A 20450-nucleotide genomic window follows, 5' to 3' on the forward strand; every position below is an offset into this window, starting at 1 on the left:
ACAAGTCTCAATCATGTTCCATTAGTGGTGAGCACCTATGGGAGTGGTGGCAGTGGGCCTGCCAGTGCATTCCTGAGACTGAAAAAGCCGCTGGTCGAGCTGAATTGAAAACCTTTTTGCTTGCGTTCAGTGAGTTAACCCCCCTCGACCTGACCCTGCACAGTTACCGCAGCCAGCCTTCTCTACCCTTAAGACTGCCCCTTGCCGAACTCAGTTATCGCTGGCAACAACGCTGGCAACAACGGGTGCCGCTGCAGTACCTTCTGGGATGTGCCTACTGGCGAGATCTGGAATTGACAGTGACCCCTAGTGTCTTGATTCCGCGACCAGAAACCGAGGAACTGCTGGAGTGGGTTGACCGCTGGGTTCCTGTTCATCAACAGCAGGGGCACTGGCTGGATTTAGGTACCGGTAGCGGGGCGATCGCCTTGGGACTGGCGCGCCTATGGCCACAAGTCCAGCTTCATGCAGTTGATCGCAGTGCTGCTGCCCTAGCCGTAGCAAAAATTAATATTCAGCGCTACCGGTTGGGCGATCGCATTCACTGCCACCAAGGGAGTTGGTTTGAGCCAATCGCTCCTCTCAAAGGTCAGGTACAGGGTATCATCAGTAACCCCCCCTATATTCCCACGGCCATGATTGCCCGCCTGCAACCGGAAGTGCAGTACCACGAGCCCCACCTTGCCCTTGATGGCGGCAGTGACGGGCTGGCAGCGGTGCGCCTCCTTGTGCAAGCTGCCCCCGCGTATTTGCTGCCCCAGGGGTGGCTCTTTATAGAACTCATGGCGGGGCAGGGGAAGTCGGCACGGGCGATCGCCACGGCCACCGGTGCCTATCAACAGGTGCACATCTGCCCTGATATCAATCGGGTGGATCGATTTTTGGTGGCACAGTGCCACTAGAGCGTTGGGGCGATCGCGGCTGATCCCATCGCCATAGGGCAATCATCACGGCAACAACCCCTAGCTGCAAAGCCAAACTCCAGCCCACATCTGCCGGAGCAGTCCCTGCCAGCCACTTCAAGCTAAGGATGAAGCCGCCCATTAGCCCTGAAGCTGCAAAAACGCCATAAAAAACGCGCCGTAGCCCGCGATAGGGTGCCTGAGCTTCTGAGCGCAGCCGCTGCCGAAAATCAGCCTGTTGAGGGTCTTTGGAATGAGTCATAATCACAAATTTGATCGAGAACAGGCTCTAAAGAGCACAACCGTCGCAAGTGTGTCACCTCTTGGGGGGTCAAATGCCGCCAGCAGCCGGGTGCAAGATCGTTCAGTTCAAGGCAACCAAGAGCAACCCGCACCAAACGCAGCGTCGGGAAGCCAACAGCAGCAGTCATGCGCCGCACCTGTCGATTACGCCCTTCCCGTAAGGTGATGCTGAGCCACGCCGTAGGAATATAGCGGCGAAACCGAATCGGTGGCGTCCGTGGCGGTAAAGCGGGAGCCTCAGGTAGAACCGTAACAGTGGCCGGCAGGGTGCGATCGCCCCGAATCAGCACCCCTTGGCGAAGGTGTTCCAGAGCCTCAGGCGTAGGGTGCCCTTCCACCTGTACCCAGTAAGTCCGGGGATGGCGGTAGCGGGGGTCAGTCAGGCGGTGTTGTAAGCGCCCATCGTTCGTGAGCAACACCAAGCCTTCGCTATCATAGTCGAGGCGACCCACCGCATAAATATCGGGAATGGGGACGTAGTCCTTGAGGGTTTGCCGACCCCGTTCATCCTGAAATTGGCACAAGACCCGATAGGGCTTATTCAAGATGACGTAGCGATAGACCAAGGGACCCTCCAGTGGCAACCCTAGCATACCATGGGCTTGCCAAGTGATTCTAGCTAGGCTATAGTAAGAAATCGTCGATATTCCTCAGTAGCTCAGTGGTAGAGCGGTCGGCTGTTAACCGATTGGTCGCTGGTTCGAATCCGGCCTGAGGAGTTTCCTAATAGCTTGAGCCGCGATAACGGCGGCGACGCTGACCATCTTCATCCCCTTTGGGTAAGGTGCTGGTGTCTGCAACAGTACCAGTTCCGCGGTACTGCTGCATACTTTGGGACGGTTCAGGTGCAGCGGGTTCGACCGTGGGTGACGGCGCTGGCGGGGGGGGRGATTGCAGGGGGGCTGAGAGGCGACTCAAACTCTCCATCAAGGCATCCTGCTGAATGGGCAGCGCATCCAGCAACTCTAGAATACGGGTGAGGTGGGACACCGCCGTAGCAATCAGGGTGGACTCTTGAATACCTGGGAGTAGATCGGTCGCGCCGAGGCGTAATGCCCAACGGCGTTCGGCACTGCTAATTTGGCGTTCTTGACCCACGGTAATCACAATCGGCAGCGATGGAAAGCGAGACTGGGCAACCTGACAAAACCGGTAGGGATTGGTTACGGTCATCCCTAGATCCAACAAGAGCAAGTTGGGCAGGGTCAAACCAGCGGTTTCCATTTGCTCTAATACGCCCAGAATGTCACCATCGAGGCTTTCCCAGATGACCGTGATGTTTTGACTACTGAGAATACTATGCCAAATTTCCCCCTGACGTTGAACCGCTTGCGTCATTAGTACGGTGGGTTTCATGATCTCAAAATCCTTCAAAATTTTGCCGCCAAGGATGCAGAAACCAACTGCAACATTCGTCGTTTATTTAACTCTACTTAACAACGATGACAGTTTTAGAGACTGCGAGATGTTCACCGAGAACACTCTTGTCACTTCTCCTAGGGCACAGGCACAGCGTCCAGTAACTCGGCAACAACTCCTAAATTGGAGCGACCAGCAGTGGTAATTAGACGATGTCCCAGAACGTGAGGGGCGAGGCGTTTCACATCATCAGGAACAACATAATCCCGATCACAGAGAAAGGCCAAGGCTTGAGCCGTGCGCTGGAGCATAACGGTGCCGCGGGGGCTAACACCTAGGGTAATGCGATCGCTGTGGCGAGTGCTGCGGACAAGGCTAAGAATGTACTTTTGCACAACCGGCTCAACCCGTACCTGCAGAACCTGCTGGCGCAACTGTTCAATCTCACTGAGACTTAAGCAGGGACTCAGCTGGTTTATATCTAAGCCTCCCCGCAGGCGCTGGAGCATTTGTAGCTCTTCCTCTTCAGTGGGGTACCCCAAGCTCAGACAGAGGGCAAAGCGATCGAGCTGTGCCTCAGGCAGCGGAAACGTACCTTGGTACTCCACCGGGTTTTGGGTGGCAATCACAAAAAAGGGCTGGGGCAACGGGTAGGTGACCCCGTCAATGGTGACTTGGTACTCTTCCATCACCTCGAGTAAGGCCGACTGCGTGCGCGGTGTAGCCCGGTTGATTTCGTCCGCCAGCAGAATGTTGCAAAAGACTGGCCCCGGACGGAATTCAAATTCAGCGGTTTTCGGGTTCCAGATATTTGTGCCCGATAAATCCGTTGGCAGGAGATCAGGGGTGGCTTGAATGCGCTGAAAGGAACCGCCAAGGGAGCGTGCCAAGGCTTTAGCCAAGAGCGTTTTACCGACACCGGGCACATCTTCGAGCAGCACGTGCCCCGCCGCCAGTAAGCCCACCAGTACTAATTCAAGAGCAGTTTCCTTGCCCACTATCACTTGACCCAGATTGGTCACCAATTGCTGTAGGGGATCACGCATAGGATTTAACTCGCCGTAGATGGGTGGCGGCCTCGCAGCAGTCCCGCACAATTTGGGATTGCAGATCCGCTAAGGCTGAAAACTGCATTTCGGGGCGAATAAAGGCTTCAAGGTGTAGGGTTAGCTCGTGGCCGTAGAGGTTACCGCACCAATCCAAGAGATGAACTTCTGTGGTCACGGCTCGGCCATCTACGGTAGGACGCACACCGATATTCACCACCCCTAACTGGGGGCTAGGGAAGATGGCTGCTGTGACCCAGCAGGCATAAACACCATGGCGGGGCAAGAGTTTATCGGTCGGCACGGCTAAATTAGCGGTCGGAAACCCCAGTTGACGACCCAGTTGGTGGCCGTAGATCACAGTTCCCGTCAGTGCATAGGGTCGCCCCAATAGCTCGCGGGCAAGATCAACATCCCCGGTGGCTAGGGCGGCACGGATGGCAGAACTACTGACGCGATCGCCACCATGACAGTAAGGGGGCACAATATGGACAGGAATGCCAAAGGCGGCACAGAGGGTTCGCAAATCCTCAGCAGTACCAGAGCGCCCACGCCCAAACCCAAAATTAAAGCCAACACTGAGCACCTTGGCCTGGAGTTGCTGCACCAAAATCTGCTCAATAAATTCTAAGGGCGAAAGCTGCGCCAACTGCTGCGTAAAGGGTAAAACAATCACCTGTTCAATGCCATACTGGCTGAGCAGGGTGCGTTTCTCAGCGGCGGGGGTCAACAGTAGCCGCTCCTCCCCTGTAAAAAACGCTTGAGGATGGGGGGAAAAAGTAATGATCGAGCGGTAACACTCTGGGGGTGCCGCCTCGATAAGGGTATGGATGACGTGCTGATGCCCCCGATGGACACCATCAAAATTGCCGAGGGCGATCGCGGTAGGGGTTTGCAAGGGTAAGCAGCACACTAGTTGACACAGGAAACATTTTGACACATTTGCCAAAATTGTGGCAGTCTTAACAGACTAGCTATGTTTTCCTTAATTTTGACCATAGAAAATCCTCTCTTGAATCCTCGGAAATGGCTGTGCTAAACTCAGCAGCAATTTATCTAAAGCTTGCCTAATCTGAAACCTCAAGATTCAGAACGGAGAACCCAGTGAAAAGGGGCGCATTCTCGCCAGAGATAGGATGCCACTGAATCCTAGCCCGTCAGCTAACTTCGTCGGCACTCAGTTGGAGACTGGCTGTTGTTTATCACTGCTCAGTGTTCCATGGTTCGGTTTCGCTGCGTTGACCGAAATCCTTAACCCTTGAATTCGCTAGGATTGAACATGTTTATCCAACACTGGCAGCCCCTTGTTGCAGGTTTCATTTTTTTGGGCGTGATCGCCCTGATCATGACCGAATTGATCAATATCACCATTGCGGCTTTTTTAGGGGCAATCCTGCTGGTTTTTCTGAATATTATGACCCTCTCAGAGGCCATTAGCTACATTGGCCGCAGCCATGGCACCCTTGCCCTTTTTTTTGGCGTGATGGTCTTGGTGCGAGCGTTTGAGCCTACCAAGATTTTTGATTATATTGCCACGCAAATGGTGATTTTAGCCCGAGGACAAGGTAAGCGATTACTCTTGGGCATTGTTGCCCTCACCACCCCCATCTGTGCGGTGCTGCCCAATGCCACCACCGTCATGCTGCTAGCGCCGCTGTTACCCCCAATGGCGGCGGAGGTTGGGGTGGATTTTGTGCCGCTAATTATTTTAATGGTTATTGTTTCCAACAGTGCTGGCTTGCTCACCTTAGTGGGGGATCCAGCGACCTACATTGTTGGGGATGCCATTAACCTTAGCTTTACGGATTATCTGCTGCGGATGAGCATGGCGGGGGTGTTGGCGATCGCTGTCATTGTTTTGTGCTTACCGGTATTGTTTCGGCGAATTTGGCGCAAGGAACTCAAGAGCCTTGATCAGTTGCCCCATCCCCAGATTAATCATCCCCGCACCTTGGCGGTTGGCTCAGTGATTATCCTCTTTGTCTTGGTGTTTTTTGTCATTGGCGATGGCACGTTGGTGAAGGTGTCACCGCCAGCCGTGGCCTTGATGGGGGCGGCACTTGCCCTGCTCCTTGCCCATCAAAGCAAAATTGATACGGTAACCCAAATTTTGCGCGATGTGGATTGGGGGACCCTCATCTTTTTCATGAGTGTATTTGTGTTGATTGGGGGGCTAGAGAAAACGGGGATCATTGACCAACTTTCGCAAGTCTTAGCGTTTGTGATTGGTAAAAATATTTTTTTAGGGTCACTGTTGCTGTTGTTTATGATGGGCATTGTGTCCAGTGTGATTCCTAATATTCCGTTAGTGGTGGCGATGGTACCCTTACTGAAAAAATACGTGGTTCAGGTTGGCCTCGCCGGTAGTGAAATTCTCCACCTTGGCTATGGTGGCAATATTCCCAGTACAGTTTTACCGCTGTTTTATGCCATGATGCTGGGCGCTACCCTAGGGGGAAATGCCACACTGGTAGGTGCCTCCGCCAATATTGTTGGGGCAGGTGTTGCCGAACTCCATGGACGACGCATTAGCTTTAAGACGTTTTTGCGCTATGGGGTTCCCATTACGGCGCTGCAACTGGGGGTCTCAGCCCTATTTCTCACGGTTCGATTTTTAATTTGGCCTCGCAGCTAGCGGCTCTATCGTCCGAGTTATGCTTAATCAATAGCTAAATGCCAGCAAATTAAGCAACGTAACTGAACATTATCAAAGTTCCTGAACCCATAACCTGACCGCTTGATCAGCTTCAATTTATTGTTAATACTTTCAACAACACCACTATTTGTGTGATTATCAAAATAGGCGGTGACTTCACCAAACCACCGACAAATTGTTCTTACGCTCTCTTGAAAAGAATCCTGAGCTTGAGCTAACCAATCGAGCAATTGAAAGGTTCCATCTTTCCAATCTTTTGCTTGCTCAAAGATGGCTCTAAACGATTCCTTCTCCTGATGCATTCGAGCCAGACTTGGCACTACTTTTCGAATTTCTTACAGTTTTGCTTTTTGCTTCTGAGTTAGATTTTCCTCCGGCTTCAGTAACGCATATTTACTTTGTTTGAGCGCGGCTGCAATCTGGGCTTTCTGGACTTCATTTACCGTCTGCTCATTCGCTTTACAAATACTTTGTCGAGCCTTATCCAATTCCTGATTCACAATTTTTATAACATGAAATCGGTCAGCAACCACTGTAGCATTAGGTAGGAGTTTATGAACCAAACTTTTATAGTTTCCAGACAGGTCAATGCTCACCTCAATAATTTGATTGAGTACTGCTGCTCCCCATGCCTCAAGCACTTGCCTCACATCTTCCTGCTTGCGAGAAGGGGCAAAGGCAAGGGGAATTCGCCGCTCTAAATCGACCAAAACAACTATGTAATCTCCTTGTCCTTTACCTAAGGAAATCTCATCTATACCTAATCGTTTTACTGAACTCACATCGACGTGGAGTTTTTTTTTACTGACATACTGTACCATTGACCATACTTCTTCATCAGTGAGACCATTTGAAATTGCAACATTATGAATGTCGCTATGCAAAACCTGTTACACGATTGACTGAGTAAATCGATCCGTTTGCTTGCGACGATTGCCGATGAAATCGAGCGTTTCACTGAATGGCTTACCACAAGTTCGACACTTAAACTGGCGACGATTGATCTTAAGAAATACGGTTCGTCCACTGATGCTTAAATCTCGCACTAGATACCAATGATTCTGGTGTAAATGACAACTTTTTTGTTGGCAACGTGGGCAAATCGCCTCGGTTGTCTTTGCTTCCACTATAAGAATCAATTCTCCCGCAACATCGGTATAATCTTCAACCTCAATTCCAGGTAGGTTGAGTAGATCAGTTAGAAGTAGCTGCATATCTTAGATTTCGTATAGCATGTTACATTAGCATACCAAGTCCGATAGACCCTGGCAGGTTTTGGTGTGGTCATTGAAACTTACCATGTCTCTTCCCTTCGCACCCCCTCTTCATGCAACAACCCCTTAAAAAGAAGATATTTTCTAATAATTTCTTAAGAAAGCGTTCTCTTCCCGATGTACTGAGTCATCCTAACCCTAGAGCGATCAATTTAACAGCCACCAACGCAGTACAAAGTTGTCTGCGCCTCCCTAGAGAAGCCTGCAGAGTTTACAATAGGGCTATAGGGCAATGGCGATCGCCCCAGTTAAAATTAGCCACCACCTAGTCACCACGTTACGTGTGCATCACGGATCAATTTTTCGCGACCATCGGCGCATTTGGGAGGTAGTGCTAGACCCTAGCTGCGAGGAAGCAATAAGCACTCAGAGCGGTAGGAGCGTTCTGCAAAGAACCGTCTAGTCACCTTCTTTGGCACGCTATAACTGCGGGCAGCGAGGCACGCAATAGGCAGCCAGAGAGAGTCAGTTGGTACTACGTTGTCAAGGAGAAAGTTGATTTGTCAAGACGAAAACTGACAGGAAACAATAACTCGATCGAGCATCGCAATCAAAGATTTCGAATTAATTGGAATCACTTTTTGGGAGAGTAAACAATGACTCAATCTATCTCCAGATCAACAACCACAGCAGCAGATCGCGAGACGGCGTTTGTTCTGGAACTCAACTCTCTGAGCTTAAAGGATCTGCCATTGGTGGGAGGTAAAAACTCCTCCCTAGGGGAAATGCTGCAACAGCTTAGCCCGAAGGGGATTAATGTTCCAGATGGCTTTGCGACCACTGCCTACGCTTACCGTTACTTTATCCAAGCCGGGGATCTCGATAAGCAACTCCGCCGCCTCTTGACTGGATTGGATGTTGAAGATGTCGGTGAGCTACATCGCGTTGGGCAAGCCATCCGTTCACTGATCCTCCACACCCCCTTCCCGCAAGCATTGACGGATGCGATTGCGGCTGCCTATCAAAATATGTGCGATCGCTATGGTGCGAATACCGATGTTGCGGTGCGCTCTAGTGCCACCGCCGAAGACCTTCCCGATGCGAGTTTTGCCGGTCAGCAGGAAACCTACCTCAACGTCCATGGCCTCAAAGGGGTCTTAGATGCCTGCCATCGCTGCTTTGCGTCCCTGTTTACCGACCGTGCCATCTCCTACCGTCAGATCAAAGGTTTTGATCACTTTAGTGTGGCGCTGTCGGTCGGCGTACAAAAAATGGTGCGCTCAGACTTAGCCTGTTCGGGGGTGATGTTCTCCATTGATACTGAAACGGGTTTTAAGGATGCTGCCTTGATTACGGCTGCCTATGGCCTAGGGGAAAACGTGGTTCAAGGGGCGGTGAATCCTGATGAATACCTTGTCTTTAAGCCAACTCTGAAAGCAGGGTACAAACCTATCCTCAAAAAAGCCCTCGGCACCAAAGAAATCCGCATGGTTTACGATCTCGGCGGTACCAAACTCACTCGTAATGAGCCAGTGCCAGAAACCTTGCGCAAGCAGTTTGCCCTTAACGATGAGGAAATTCTGACTCTGGGGAAATGGGCCTGTGCCATTGAAGACCATTATTCTGCACAGCGCGGCACCTATACCCCCATGGACATCGAGTGGGCCAAGGATGGTATCACGGGTGAACTATTTATTGTCCAAGCCCGCCCAGAAACCGTGCAGTCCCAAAAAGCAGGGAATGTTCTGCGCAGCTACCATCTGCAAGCGAAAGGAGCCGTGCTGGCCAAAGGTCGTGCTGTGGGTGAAATGATTGGCCAAGGCCGGGCGCGGGTGATCCGCAACGTGGCCAATATTGATCAGTTTCAAGCGGGTGAAGTGCTGGTGACCCACCGTACAGACCCCGACTGGGAACCGATCATGAAAAAAGCCAGCGCCATTGTCACCGATCAAGGCGGTCGTACCTGTCATGCAGCTATTATTGCTCGGGAAATGGGAATTCCAGCCATTGTGGGCTGCGGCAATGCCACCGATGCCATCCCCAATGGGGCAGAGGTCACGGTGTCCTGTGCCGAAGGGGAAGAAGGTCACATCTACAGTGGTTTATTACCCTTCCACGTAGAGGAAGTGGCACTGGAGAACCTGCCTCGCACCCGCACCCAAATCCTGATGAATGTGGGCAACCCCGAAGAAGCCTTTAGTTTGGCCGCCATCCCCAACGATGGCGTGGGCTTAGCACGGATGGAGTTTATTATTGCGAACCACATCCAAGCACACCCGTTGGCGCTGTTGCACTACGACGAGTTACAGGATGAGGTGGCAAAACTGAAAATTGCCGAACTGACCCAGCAATACAGCAATAAAGCTGAGTTCTTTGTTGATAAGCTGGCGCAAGGCATTGGGGCGATCGCCGCCGCCTTTTATCCCAAACCTGTAGTGGTGCGGATGTCGGACTTCAAGAGTAACGAGTATGCCAACCTCTTGGGCGGCCGCCAATTTGAACCCCACGAAGAAAACCCTATGATTGGCTGGCGGGGTGCCTCACGCTACTACGATCCCAAGTATGCCGAAGGGTTTGCCCTAGAGTGCCAAGCGATGAAGCGGGTACGGGATGAAATGGGGTTGACCAATGTGATCCTCATGATTCCCTTCTGCCGGACACCCGCGGAAGGACAGCGGGTCTTGGCGGAAATGGCAAAACATGGCCTCAAGCAAGGGGAAAATGGCTTGCAGGTCTATGTCATGTGTGAACTCCCCAGTAACGTTGTGCTGGCGGATGCCTTTGCGGAGGTGTTTGATGGCTTTTCCATTGGCTCCAATGACCTGACGCAGTTAACGCTGGGGTTAGACCGTGACTCTGCCTTGGTGGCGCACCTCTTTGATGAACGCAACGAAGCCGTGAAGCGGATGGTGGCACAAGCCATTCAAACCGCGAAGGCCAAGGGGCGCAAAATTGGCATCTGTGGCCAAGCCCCTAGCGATTATCCTGAGTTTGCCGAGTTCCTTGTCACCCAAGGGATTGACTCCATTAGCCTCAACCCCGACTCGGTGTTGAAAACGCTGTTGCAGATTGCTGAGGTGGAGGCTCGCGGGTAGCGTCTTAATTAACTCCTAAGTCAAGAGCAGGGAACCGATGCCGCGATCGCCCTGCTCTTTCATTTTAGTTAATTTGTTTCAATTAAACTTGTCCCAATGGTTCTACTGCCAAAGATCGCTGTTCCAATCCGTACCATCGTGGCTCCTGCCTGAAGCGCCAAGGGATAATCTTGGGTCATCCCCATGGAATACTCTTGCCATTGCAGTCGCTGCCACCCCTTGCGGCCGAGGGCTTCGCCCCATGCCCGCAGTTCCCTAAAAACCTGCAGTTGCTCTGTGGGGGGCAGTCCCAAGGGCAAAATTGTCATTAACCCATGGCAGTGTAAGTGGGGCAGGCGATCCAAGTGGGGCAGTGCGGCCTCTAGCTGCGATCGCTCCCAGCCATACTTGTGGGGATCGGGGCGCAGCTTGACTTGGAGCAAACAGCGGGGAGCAGTCTGCCCGGTTTCTGCAAGGATGGCATTGATCCGCTCTGCCAGTTTCAGGCGATCTACGGTGTGAATCCAGTCAAAGAGTGTTAGGGCTTGGCGGACTTTATTGGTTTGCAGGTGTCCAATCAGGTGCCAAGTGATGTCGGGCAGATCCGCCAGTTCTGAGCGTTTAGCCGCAGCGTCTTGGACGCGACTTTCGCCAAAATCCCGAATCCCAGCCCCATAGGCCGCCCGCATGGCAGCCACCGGCGCGTACTTACTGACAGCAATGAGGCGAGTCGTGGGGGGAAGGCTCGCTTTGAGGTGCTCGACGCGATCGCGAATGTCGAGAGGGGATAGCACAGTACTCTCTATCAGCGACTAAAAAAAGGTTTTTTCCGGCTCATTGGTAGCCCCTTGGCGCAGCCATTCTTGGCGATAGGTGAGTTCTAACTCATTGCCGGTGCGACGAAAGATTTGCGCTTGCTGTAACAAAAATGCCTGAAACAGCCGCTGAAAAGCAAGGGCAATAATGGCTACCACTAAGCCAGAGGCGGTACTAATGAGGGCTTCGCTAATGCCCAATCCGACCCCCATGGTGGCTGGGGTGCCAATATCCCCTAAGCGAATGGAACTCAGGGCGCTAATTAACCCCAAAACGGTTCCCAGCAGCCCCAACAGCGGTGCCATGGTGATGGTTGCCTCTAGCACTTTTTCGCCACGCCGCATGGCACTGAGTTCTTCATCCGCTGCTGCTTCGAGGGCAAGGCGAAAAATCTCGGGGTTCGTGTCGATAAGTTGCAAGGGGGTGTAAAGAAAGCGTCCAATCGGTTGATCGCAGGCATTCGCCGCCAGTTCCGTGGCCTCTTGCCAATCATGGCGGGCGGCATCGAGAATTTGCTCAGCTAGTTTTGTTTCCCCCCGCAGCACAATGCTCCAAAACCATAACCGCTCAAAAATAGTGCCCAAGGTCAAGATCGAGAGAATCAGCAGTGGCCACATGGCCAAGCCACCACGGTTAAAAATTTCGGCGATATTCACGATCAGTTTCCTGCGAAGTGCATCCGAGGTTTACATTAGCAAAATATCGTTTGTCTAGGGGAGTCATGGCGTTGGACTGTATCTGTTGAGCGACTGTTCCCGATGTCCGGCGTGCTCTAATAAAACATGGGCAAGTGGGGATAGATGGCCTCCCAAACGGGTCGTAGCGGACTCCACGGACCCGCCCCCATAATCATGCACGCAAGAGTCATGACCCCACTTATCCACGCCCAGAGCTGGGTGTAGATGCGGGACTGAGCGTGCTGCTGGTGCAGTGCCTCAAGGGCGTTTTCTAGGGTGGCAATCACTGTGTCGCGATGCTGCAGATGGGTATAGCAGGTCTGAAGTTGCGTTTCCTGTTCGGCATGGGCAATCTGTAGGGTGGCCAAGGTGGCAGACTGCTGTTGGTAGGATGCCTCTAGCTGGATATTGCGCTCGTAAGCTGCCTCCATCTCGGCACGATGGCGATCGCATCTGTCGCGGAGGGCTTCATTTTCTGCCTGAGCGTTTGCTAACTCTGCTTGCAGGTCTTGCACCTGTTGACGATAGCTGGCAAGCTCTGCCTCAAGGGCTTGCTGGTGGGTTTGCAAGTCAGTGTAGCCAGTGCTCAAGCGTTCAATTTCTGCCCGTAGTTGCTGGATTTCTACCGCTTGGCGATCGCGCTGGGCGGTGGTGCGGGCTACTAAGTCCTTTAGCCCTTCAATGCGTTGGTTTTGGCTATTGACCGTTTGGCGGAGGCGATCGCACTGCTCCTTGAGAATGTGCAATGACCCTTTATACTGCTGTTGTACCCAAGACCGTAAAAAGGATAGCCCTGTAATCGTAAAACCAATGAGAGCATAGGTGCCCAAAATCGTGTGACTGAATGCCGACATCTGTAGCATGATGATCCCCTAAATTCAACGAAAAACGCCGCACTCAAGCATATTAGCAGTGGTTCTGGCCTGTCTATGGCATCTCCATAGCGGTTTGTTGCCCTATGCACCGCCCACCAAGGACAAGGCTGATGATTCCAAACAATTACCAGTGTAACCAAGTCGCTCACTAGCGATCGGTGCTCCATGTGCACAGGGCAGGAAAGGATTGGCCATGAAGATGACTGGGGTAGTTCCCGGGTTCGATAAACTAAAATTCGTTGGTGTGCTCTGGGTACGTGATTGATATACCTCAGACATCTGGCGGAAAAGAGCACGTTGAGCAATTAGTTCTCAGCCAAAGTCTTGGCCACAAATGACTTCATTGAAGTCAGCAGCGTTCCCTTGCAACATCGACTGCTGGTTTCCCGGTTCTAAACGCTGTGGAAATTGTGGTCACATCGTTGAGCGGTTGCCGCTGGATATACGGGAGTGGGACTGTCCCACGTGTGCGGCGCACCATGACAGAGATATGAATGTATGAATGCAGCGATAAACAGTTTGGCCGTGGGACACACGGTGTCAACCTGTGGAGCGATCGCCTTAGCGGCGCGGAGCGCTAACGTAAGACCAAACCCCTTCAGGGTGGCAGCAGTGGCAATGACGCATGGGATGGGGCACACCTAGAACCGATAGGCAGGGAACCAAAGCGCAGTGAGACTCTACGTCTCGATCACTCCATTTTTTAGGACTACCGAAAAAATTACTCACTGAGGGTTACATATTTTGCTTAGATCTGCCAGTATTAGCCCATAGGCGCTGAGGAGCACCTGCTATGATGAGCCTGAGGGTTTATACCTATTGATAAGTATCTATAAGTTAATTGTGGTGGGAGTGAGGAGTTGTCTGTGGGTCAGCCAGTGATGGAGTTTAATCACCGTCCATTCCACTTCATTGGCATTGGTGGTATTGGGATGTCAGCTCTTGCTTACATTCTGGCGAAACAGGGGTTTACGGTCACTGGATCGGATCTGCGCAGTAATCGCCTCACTGAGCAGTTGTCTGAACTTGGGGTACAAGTGTTTATTGGCCAAGCAGCTAGTAATTTGGAGGCCTATCCCTATCCTGATCTACCACAAATTATTTGCTCCACTGCCATTCGCGACGACAATCCTGAGTATCAAGCGGCTCAGCGACTGAATTGCCCAATATTTCACCGCTCCGATGTTTTAGCGGCCTTAATGCACCGCTGTCACAGCATTGCCGTGGCGGGTACCCATGGTAAAACCACCACCAGCAGCATGATTGCTTATCTTCTGTTGCGGGCTGGGTTAGACCCGACAATCATTGTTGGCGGTGAAGTGGCGGCTTGGCAGGGCAATGCCCGCGTGGGTCAAGGCCGCTATTTGGTGGCAGAGGCTGATGAGTCCGACGGCTCCCTGCGGAAGTTTCATCCCCACATTGGCGTAATTACGAATATTGAGCTAGACCACCCCGATCATTACACTTCCCTTGAAGAGGTCTTGAATACCTTTCAACAGTTTGCTAACCAAGCGGATATTGTCATTGGCTGTGCTGATTGCCCCAATGTGCGCGATCGCCTGTGTCATCCGCGCCTGCTGACCTATAGCCTCCAGCGCCAAGAGGGTGTTGATTATTGTGTTGATCATGTTTATTACAGCTCCCATGGAACGACCGCCCGGGTGTGGGAGCGAGGAACCTCCCTTGGCATTTTGCAACTCAATGTTTTAGGGGCGCACAATCTCCAAAATGCTTTGGCAGTTATTGCGGTGGGTCGCTACCTTGGCATTGACTTTGCCACGATCGCCGCAGCACTGCTCGAGTTTATGGGGGCGCGGCGACGGTTTGAGGAACGGGGGCAAGTCAACGGCATTCGTTTTATTGATGACTATGCCCACCACCCCAGTGAGATTATGGCCACCCTAGCGGCAGCGCGACTACAGGTGGGCAGTCATTCGCCATGGCGGCGACTGGTGGCCGTGTTTCAGCCCCATCGCTACAGCCGTACCCAAGCCTTTCTCGATGCCTTTGGTCAAGCGTTTAGTGCTGCCGATCAGGTGATTCTCACTGATATTTATAGCGCGGGTGAGCCTGATCCCGGCACCATCAGCGGTATGGATGTGGCCGAGTGTACCCGCCAGTATCATGCAGCCGTTAGCTACTGCGCCACGATGGAAGCGGTGCAAGCCTATTTGGGCACGCTTCTGCAACCAGGGGATCTTGTGGTGTTTTTGGGGGCAGGTAACTTGAATCAACTGATTCCGGACATTATGGCTGATCAAGAACGTTTATCTCCCCTGCCTGAGGCGATCGCCCTATGACTGTTCAGTATCTTCCCGATACCGGCTGTCCATTGCAAGCCCATGTCCCCCTTGCCAATTTGACAACCCTCAACGTGGGGGGGTGCGCTCAGTGGTTTGTTGAGCCACGAACCGTGTCTGAGCTACAGATAGCCTACCAGTGGGCACAGCACAAAGACCTGCCGATTACGGTACTGGGGGCAGGCTCCAATTTGCTGATTAGTGATCAAGGGGTGGCGGGGCTGGTTATTTCGACCAAATATCTCCGCTATCTTAAAGCTGATCCTGAAAGTGGTCAAATTACGGTGGGGGCAGGCTACCCGCTGCCCAAAATGGCGCACTATGCTGCTAAGTTAGGCTGGCGCGGACTGGAGTGGATTGTGGGTATTCCGGGGAGTGTGGGCGGAGCTGTGGTCATGAATGCGGGTGCCCATGGCGGCTGCACTGCGGAGCGGTTAGTCTCTGCGTTAGTACTTGAAGCGGATGGTGGCCTTTCGGTTCTGTCGCCCCGTGAGCTGGAGTATCACTATCGCACCTCTGCGTTACAGGGCACTCAGCGGCTGGTGCTGCAGGCAACATGGCAACTGGAACCTGGCCATGATCCCAATCACGTGAAGGCGACGACGCAAAAATACCTGAACGATCGCCTGCGCACCCAACCCTATCACTTACCCAACTGTGGTAGTGTCTTTCGGAATCCGGGAGAACGAACCGCGGGTTGGCTGATTGAGCAAACGGGTCTGAAGGGGTATCAACTGGGTCGTGCCCAAGTGTCTGAGAAGCACGCCAACTTTATCCTTAACTGTGGTGGTGCAACGGCTCTAGAGGTCTATCAATTAATTCGCTATGTTCAAACTGCCGTGGCCGATCGCTGGGCGGTTTGGCTCAGCCCGGAAGTTCAGCTTGTTGGTGAATTTTCTTAATTAGTTCTAATTAGTTTATGTCGATTGCCCTTTGCATGATTGTGCGGGACGAGGCAGCACGGTTAGGGGGTTGCCTTGCCAGTGTTGCTGAGGCAGTGGATGAAATAGTAATTGTCGATACAGGCTCTCAAGATGAGACCGTGGCGATCGCCCAAGCATGGGGAGCGCAGGTCTATCATTATCCGTGGCAAGAGGACTTTGCCGCCGCTCGTAATGCTGCCCTCAAGTATGTCCACAGCGATTGGGTGCTGGTTCTAGATGCCGATGAAACCCTGACACCAGCGATGGTTCAGGCCTTGCCCACAATTTGCCAACAGCCCCAGTGGTTAGCTGTTACCCTGCTGCGGCAGGAATTGGGTGTGGTGCCTCCCTATTCCTACGTGTCAAGGCTGTTTCGTTGTCATCCTCAGATCTATTTTCAGCGACCTTACCACGAAACCATCGACGATAGCGTCTTGGCACTCCAGCAGCGAGAGCCTCACTGGCAGGTTGGCCAAGTGAACGCAGTGGCCATCGTTCATTCGGGCTACCTAGGGGCACAGCGGCAACAAAAGCACGAGCGTGCCAAGCGCATCATGGCCAACTATCTCCGCCAGCACCCTGAGGATACCTACCTCTGGAGTAAACTAGCAGGGGTGTATTTAGCCGAAGGCGATTTTGCTAGCGCCCAGACCTGTATTACCCAAGGCCTCAACGCTAGCGATCGCCCCGCCAGCGTCACCTACGAACTCTACTACCACCAGGGCAACCTCTATAGTGCCCAACAACAGTGGGCTGAGGCGATTGCAGCCTATGAGGCCGCCCTGAACACCCCAACCCCTCCCCTGAGCCACGTAGCCACCTACCTGCGGTTAGCTGATGCCCAAAAGCACTTGAAACGGTGGGGGGATGCCTTAACCACCTACGATCGCCTGCAAGCCCTTGATCCCACCCTTGCGTTGGCCTATCAAAACCAAGGTGCCTTACTCCTGCGTTTAGGGCACGTTCACGCCGCCCTCGAAAAACTACAAACGGCGATTGATCTTTGGCAGCAGCAACATCCCCCAGAAGCTGACCGCCTACGTCAAGAGCTACAGGCGATGGGACTCCTCAACGGTTGAGTCACGTGTTCTAATACAACGTGCCCAGTCAACGACCAGTTGGTTTGCTCTAGTGCAGTAATGCTCGTAGGCAAGGGTAAACAATCGCTGTAGGCTAGTAGCATATAAAGAATCAGACAGTGCCGATCAGATGCCCATCAGTCAAGGGGTTGCCATGACCAGTGGTTCAGCATTCTGCAAAATACGGTAATCTGTTGAGGCTTAAATCATGAAGTGACTATGTCCAACCAGCCGTTGAAACGTCGCACCAAAATTGTTGCCACCATTGGCCCCGCTGTGAGTCAGCCCGATAAGCTCCGTGCCCTCATCCAAGCGGGAGCCACTACGCTTCGCCTCAACTTTTCCCACGGCACCCACGATGATCATCAGCGCAGTATTCGCCTGATTCGACAAATTTCCTACGAACTAGGGCAACCCGTCGGTATCCTGCAAGACCTGCAAGGCCCCAAAATTCGCCTAGGCCGGTTTGAGAATGGTTCAATTTCCCTCAAGCGGGGCGATCGCTTCACCTTGACAAGTCGCATTCTCATGGGCAACCAGCAGATTAGCTCCATTACCTACCCTCCCCTTGCCCAAGAGGTTCCCGCCGGAGCAACCATTCTGCTGGATGATGGCCGAGTGGAAATGGTGGTGGAGGAAGTGGACAAAACCGCTGGGGAACTGCACTGCCGAGTGGTTGTGGGGGGGCCGCTGTCCAATTCTAAGGGAGTGAATTTTCCGGGGGTTTATCTCTCAATTAAGGCACTCACAGAAAAAGATCGCGATGACCTCATGTTTGGTCTGAATCAGGGGGTGGACTGGGTTGCCCTCAGTTTTGTCCGCAACCCCCAAGATGTGCTGGAAATTAAGGAGTTGATTGCTAATCAGGGTAAGCAGGTGCCCGTCATTGCCAAAATTGAAAAGCACGAAGCCATTGAGCAAATGGATGCCATTCTTTCGTTGTGCGATGGCGTGATGGTGGCGCGAGGCGATTTGGGGGTCGAACTGCCGGCGGAGGAGGTGCCCATCCTGCAAAAACGCCTGATTGCCGCTGCCAACCGCCTAGGAATTCCGGTGATTACGGCCACCCAAATGCTCGATAGCATGGTGAAAAGCCCCCGCCCTACCCGTGCTGAAATTTCTGATGTTGCCAATGCTATCCTTGACGGCACTGACGCGGTGATGCTCTCTAACGAAACCGCCATGGGGGAGTACCCTGTAGAAGCGGTGAAAATGATGGCCACTATTGCCGCCCGTATTGATAACCAGCCCCAACTGCGCCAACCCAGCACTGATCCGTTAGGGGGGCGATCGATTCCCAATGCCATTAGTCAAGCGGTGGGGCAGGTGGCCGCTCAACTCCACGCCAAGGCCATTATTACCCAAACCAAAAGTGGGGCAACGGCCCGCAATGTCTCGAAATTTCGACCCCAGATCCCCATTTTGGCCGCCACTCCCCATATTGAGGTGGCGCGACGACTACAGTTGGTATGGGGGGTAGAACCCCTGCTGACCTTGGATCATCCCTCGATGCGGCAGTCCTTTCAAGCCGCCATTAATGCCGCTCAAGAACGGGGATTACTGGCGGAAGGAGACTTAGTGGTGATGACCGCTGGCACGCTGCAAGGGGTCTCCGGTTCTACAGACATGATTAAGGTGGAATTGGTGACCTCAGTGATGGGCCGTGGCTGTGGCATTGGCCATGGGTCGGTGAGTGGGCCAGCGCGGGTGGTGCACGATGGTAGCCCTGTGCGTACCTTTAATAGTGGCGAAATTCTGGTGGCACCCCGCACGAGTGCCGATTTAGTGGAGGCCATCCGCAAGGCGGCGGGGATTATTACCGAGGACGACAGCCTCACCAGCCATGCCGCCGTCCTTGGGTTGCGCTTGGGCATTCCCGTGATTGTGGGGGTGAAAAATGCCACCCAGTTGATTCGCGAGGGCACAATTTTGACCATGGATGTCGAGCGCGGTCTCGTCTATTCAGGGGCAGTTGGCATAACCCAGCGATCGCCAGAGTAGGGGAAAGAAATGCTATTTTTTCAGGCGAATACCTACCTGACGGAGCTGGTAACCCGCACGCTGCAAGCCACATGGCAGCAGTTTCCATGGCTAGGGCAGCAAGACATTGCCCTCACCCTACTGGTGTATCCACCGCCCATTCCGGTAAATACAGGGGGGGCYTTAACCGCCGCAGAGTTTTGGCAATACACTGTCCCCGGCGCCAATTATCGCGGGGATGTGCCCTTTTACCCGGCCAGCATTGTCAAACTCTTTTACTTAGTGGCCTGCTATGAATGGCTACACAATGGAATGCTCAAGCCCGACCCAGAGCTAGAGCGAGCCATGCGAGATATGATTGTGGACTCTAGCAATGATGCAACGGGGCTGGTGGTGGATATGTTGAGCGGCACCACCAGTGGCCCGTGCTTGCCGCCAGAACCCTTTCGGACGTGGCAGTATCAGCGCAATATTGTCAATCGTTACTTTCAGTCCTTAGGGTGGCCAGAATTGGCGGCCATTAACGTCAATCAAAAAACCTGGTGTGATGGCCCCTATGGGCGCGAACAGGACTTTGTCGGCAGCGATCGCCAGAATCGGAATCGCCTCACCACCGATGCAACGGCGAAGCTACTCCACAGTATTGTTGGGGGGGTGGCAGTGTCTGGGGCAGCCAGCCAAGCCATGCTGGCATTGATGCAGCGCTCCTTAGACCCAGAGGCACTCGCTGCAGATCCTGAAAACCAAGTGCAGGGCTTTTTGGGAGAAGGGTTACCTCAGGGAGCCACGCTGTGGTCAAAGGCCGGGTTAACCAGTTGGGTGCGCCATGATGCTGCCTACATTGAACTGCCGGGGCAGTGCCCTTACACCTTAGTCGTGTTTATCGACCACCGGAGTGCCAGCACAAATACTGAGGTGTTACCCTTCATCTCCCGTCATATTGCTGCGGGTATTCCTTCCTTAGAGGGCACCGGAGTACTGTAGGCCACTGACCACACCGGCGGCCAACAGGTGACCAAAGCTAGTGGTGGCCAATAGTTCTGGCAGCCCAAAGCCTTCAAACAGTGCGGGCAACGACACAGGTAAGCCGGGGCCTTTCCCCCGTGATTGAATGGCATAGCGACCAATGGCGATCGCGAACAAGTTACACAGAATGACCACTAAGCCAACCGCAGGTGACCAAGTTGTATCGGGAAGAGTGGCTAACACCATTGGAACCGTTCCTCCTAAGATGAGTACAATTGCC

Annotated in this window: 19 protein-coding genes, 1 tRNA gene, 1 pseudogene and 1 riboswitch; of the genes and pseudogenes, 10 read left to right on the forward strand and 11 right to left on the reverse strand. The window is 53.0% G+C overall.

Annotated features, from left to right (window positions below):
- Window positions 1–116 precede the first annotated feature (116 nt).
- Window positions 117–902: a peptide chain release factor N(5)-glutamine methyltransferase gene (gene prmC / locus L5470_RS05620; RefSeq protein WP_227517595.1), complete on the forward strand. Its 786-nt coding sequence runs from the start codon at window positions 117–119 to the stop codon at window positions 900–902.
- Here the strand turns inward: prmC and L5470_RS05625 are convergent.
- Both L5470_RS05625 and L5470_RS05630 read right to left on the reverse strand, forming a co-directional pair.
- Window positions 862–1164 (reverse strand): DUF3493 domain-containing protein, encoded by a 303-nt coding sequence (locus L5470_RS05625; RefSeq protein WP_499498715.1) that lies wholly within the window; start codon window positions 1162–1164, stop codon window positions 862–864. The genes prmC and L5470_RS05625 overlap by 41 nt on opposite strands.
- Window positions 1133–1798, reverse strand: a complete 666-nt coding sequence (locus L5470_RS05630) for a pseudouridine synthase (RefSeq protein WP_499498717.1) — start codon at window positions 1796–1798, stop codon at window positions 1133–1135. The genes L5470_RS05625 and L5470_RS05630 overlap by 32 nt, the downstream gene beginning before the upstream one ends.
- Before the next feature lie 54 nt (window positions 1799–1852).
- Between L5470_RS05630 and L5470_RS05635 the strand changes: the two genes are divergently transcribed.
- A tRNA-Asn gene (locus L5470_RS05635) sits at window positions 1853–1924 on the forward strand.
- A gap of 4 nt (window positions 1925–1928) precedes the next feature.
- On the opposite strand, the gene L5470_RS05640 is transcribed toward L5470_RS05635, so the two are convergent.
- The 3 genes from L5470_RS05640 to L5470_RS05650 all read right to left on the reverse strand — a co-directional run bounded on the left by L5470_RS05640 (window position 1929) and on the right by L5470_RS05650 (window position 4508).
- On the reverse strand, window positions 1929–2561 hold the full coding sequence (locus L5470_RS05640; RefSeq protein WP_499498719.1) for a response regulator: 633 nt from the start codon (window positions 2559–2561) through the stop codon (window positions 1929–1931).
- A gap of 140 nt (window positions 2562–2701) precedes the next feature.
- Complete coding sequence (locus L5470_RS05645; RefSeq protein ID WP_499498721.1) at window positions 2702–3610, reverse strand: AAA family ATPase; 909 nt, start codon at window positions 3608–3610, stop codon at window positions 2702–2704.
- On the reverse strand, window positions 3603–4508 hold the full coding sequence (locus tag L5470_RS05650) for a bifunctional riboflavin kinase/FAD synthetase (protein WP_499498723.1): 906 nt from the start codon (window positions 4506–4508) through the stop codon (window positions 3603–3605). Before L5470_RS05650 ends, L5470_RS05645 begins: the two co-directional genes overlap by 8 nt.
- A 156-nt stretch (window positions 4509–4664) precedes the next feature.
- Window positions 4665–4801, forward strand: a riboswitch (cyclic di-AMP (ydaO/yuaA leader).
- A gap of 88 nt (window positions 4802–4889) precedes the next feature.
- Here L5470_RS05650 and L5470_RS05655 point away from each other — a divergent pair.
- Window positions 4890–6245 (forward strand): ArsB/NhaD family transporter, encoded by a 1356-nt coding sequence (locus tag L5470_RS05655; RefSeq protein ID WP_499498725.1) that lies wholly within the window; start codon window positions 4890–4892, stop codon window positions 6243–6245.
- Window positions 6246–6268: 23 nt separating this feature from the next.
- On the opposite strand, the pseudogene L5470_RS05660 reads toward L5470_RS05655, so the two are convergent.
- Both L5470_RS05660 and L5470_RS05665 read right to left on the reverse strand, forming a co-directional pair.
- Window positions 6269–7087 (reverse strand): annotated as a pseudogene (locus tag L5470_RS05660) (ISL3 family transposase).
- Between the two features lie 69 nt (window positions 7088–7156).
- Entirely contained in the window at window positions 7157–7480 is a 324-nt protein-coding gene (locus tag L5470_RS05665) for a transposase family protein (RefSeq protein WP_499498727.1), read from the reverse strand.
- Between the two features lie 656 nt (window positions 7481–8136).
- On the opposite strand from L5470_RS05665, the gene ppsA reads away from it, so the two are divergent.
- Entirely contained in the window at window positions 8137–10575 is a 2439-nt protein-coding gene (ppsA, locus tag L5470_RS05670; RefSeq protein WP_499498729.1) for a phosphoenolpyruvate synthase, read from the forward strand.
- A gap of 68 nt (window positions 10576–10643) precedes the next feature.
- On the opposite strand, the gene L5470_RS05675 is transcribed toward ppsA, so the two are convergent.
- The 3 genes from L5470_RS05675 to L5470_RS05685 all read right to left on the reverse strand — a co-directional run bounded on the left by L5470_RS05675 (window position 10644) and on the right by L5470_RS05685 (window position 12901).
- On the reverse strand, window positions 10644–11348 hold the full coding sequence (locus L5470_RS05675; RefSeq protein ID WP_499498730.1) for a YggS family pyridoxal phosphate-dependent enzyme: 705 nt from the start codon (window positions 11346–11348) through the stop codon (window positions 10644–10646).
- A gap of 18 nt (window positions 11349–11366) precedes the next feature.
- Window positions 11367–12026 carry a MotA/TolQ/ExbB proton channel family protein gene (locus L5470_RS05680; protein ID WP_099798348.1) on the reverse strand — a complete coding sequence of 220 codons (660 nt, stop codon included), beginning with the start codon at window positions 12024–12026 and terminating at the stop codon, window positions 11367–11369.
- A 116-nt stretch (window positions 12027–12142) separates the two neighbouring features.
- A complete protein-coding gene (locus L5470_RS05685; RefSeq protein WP_198406147.1) occupies window positions 12143–12901 on the reverse strand; it encodes a hypothetical protein in 759 nt (252 codons plus the stop codon).
- A 355-nt stretch (window positions 12902–13256) separates the two neighbouring features.
- Here L5470_RS05685 and L5470_RS05690 point away from each other — a divergent pair, with 355 nt between their 5' ends.
- The 6 genes from L5470_RS05690 (at window position 13257) to L5470_RS05715 (ending at window position 20188) form a co-directional block, all read left to right on the forward strand.
- Complete coding sequence (locus L5470_RS05690) at window positions 13257–13424, forward strand: zinc ribbon domain-containing protein (RefSeq protein ID WP_499498731.1); 168 nt, start codon at window positions 13257–13259, stop codon at window positions 13422–13424.
- Window positions 13425–13803: 379 nt separating this feature from the next.
- Window positions 13804–15222 (forward strand): UDP-N-acetylmuramate--L-alanine ligase, encoded by a 1419-nt coding sequence (gene murC / locus L5470_RS05695; RefSeq protein ID WP_198406218.1) that lies wholly within the window; start codon window positions 13804–13806, stop codon window positions 15220–15222.
- Complete coding sequence (gene murB / locus L5470_RS05700; protein WP_499498733.1) at window positions 15219–16124, forward strand: UDP-N-acetylmuramate dehydrogenase; 906 nt, start codon at window positions 15219–15221, stop codon at window positions 16122–16124. The genes murC and murB overlap by 4 nt, the downstream gene beginning before the upstream one ends.
- Window positions 16125–16141: 17 nt before the next feature.
- On the forward strand, window positions 16142–17224 hold the full coding sequence (locus L5470_RS05705; protein WP_499498735.1) for a tetratricopeptide repeat-containing glycosyltransferase family 2 protein: 1083 nt from the start codon (window positions 16142–16144) through the stop codon (window positions 17222–17224).
- 219 nt (window positions 17225–17443) lie between these two features.
- Window positions 17444–19225, forward strand: a complete 1782-nt coding sequence (gene pyk, locus L5470_RS05710; RefSeq protein WP_499498737.1) for a pyruvate kinase — start codon at window positions 17444–17446, stop codon at window positions 19223–19225.
- Window positions 19226–19234: 9 nt separating this feature from the next.
- A complete protein-coding gene (locus L5470_RS05715; protein ID WP_099798353.1) occupies window positions 19235–20188 on the forward strand; it encodes a serine hydrolase in 954 nt (317 codons plus the stop codon).
- Here the strand turns inward: L5470_RS05715 and psaK are convergent.
- Window positions 20165–20416 (reverse strand): photosystem I reaction center subunit PsaK, encoded by a 252-nt coding sequence (gene psaK, locus L5470_RS05720; protein ID WP_099798354.1) that lies wholly within the window; start codon window positions 20414–20416, stop codon window positions 20165–20167. The two genes, L5470_RS05715 and psaK, sit on opposite strands and share 24 nt — an antisense overlap.
- Window positions 20417–20450 lie beyond the last annotated feature (34 nt).

It is taken from the genome of Synechococcus sp. PCC 6717 (assembly GCF_022698185.1).
Taxonomy (GTDB): Bacteria; Cyanobacteriota; Cyanobacteriia; order Thermosynechococcales; family Thermosynechococcaceae; genus Thermosynechococcus; species Thermosynechococcus lividus.

Coding starts and splice junctions, on each gene's coding strand:
- L5470_RS05625 (WP_499498715.1), bottom strand. CDS start 1,164: ATGACTCATTCCAAAGACCCTCAACAGGCTGATTTTCGGCAGCGGCTG.
- L5470_RS05630 (WP_499498717.1), bottom strand. CDS start 1,798: ATGCTAGGGTTGCCACTGGAGGGTCCCTTGGTCTATCGCTACGTCATC.
- L5470_RS05645 (WP_499498721.1), bottom strand. CDS start 3,610: ATGCGTGATCCCCTACAGCAATTGGTGACCAATCTGGGTCAAGTGATA.
- L5470_RS05655 (WP_499498725.1), top strand. CDS start 4,890: ATGTTTATCCAACACTGGCAGCCCCTTGTTGCAGGTTTCATTTTTTTG.
- L5470_RS05665 (WP_499498727.1), bottom strand. CDS start 7,480: ATGCAGCTACTTCTAACTGATCTACTCAACCTACCTGGAATTGAGGTT.
- ppsA (WP_499498729.1), top strand. CDS start 8,137: ATGACTCAATCTATCTCCAGATCAACAACCACAGCAGCAGATCGCGAG.
- L5470_RS05685 (WP_198406147.1), bottom strand. CDS start 12,901: ATGTCGGCATTCAGTCACACGATTTTGGGCACCTATGCTCTCATTGGT.
- L5470_RS05690 (WP_499498731.1), top strand. CDS start 13,257: ATGACTTCATTGAAGTCAGCAGCGTTCCCTTGCAACATCGACTGCTGG.
- murC (WP_198406218.1), top strand. CDS start 13,804: ATGGAGTTTAATCACCGTCCATTCCACTTCATTGGCATTGGTGGTATT.
- murB (WP_499498733.1), top strand. CDS start 15,219: ATGACTGTTCAGTATCTTCCCGATACCGGCTGTCCATTGCAAGCCCAT.
- L5470_RS05705 (WP_499498735.1), top strand. CDS start 16,142: ATGTCGATTGCCCTTTGCATGATTGTGCGGGACGAGGCAGCACGGTTA.
- pyk (WP_499498737.1), top strand. CDS start 17,444: ATGTCCAACCAGCCGTTGAAACGTCGCACCAAAATTGTTGCCACCATT.
- psaK (WP_099798354.1), bottom strand. CDS start 20,416: ATGGTGTTAGCCACTCTTCCCGATACAACTTGGTCACCTGCGGTTGGC.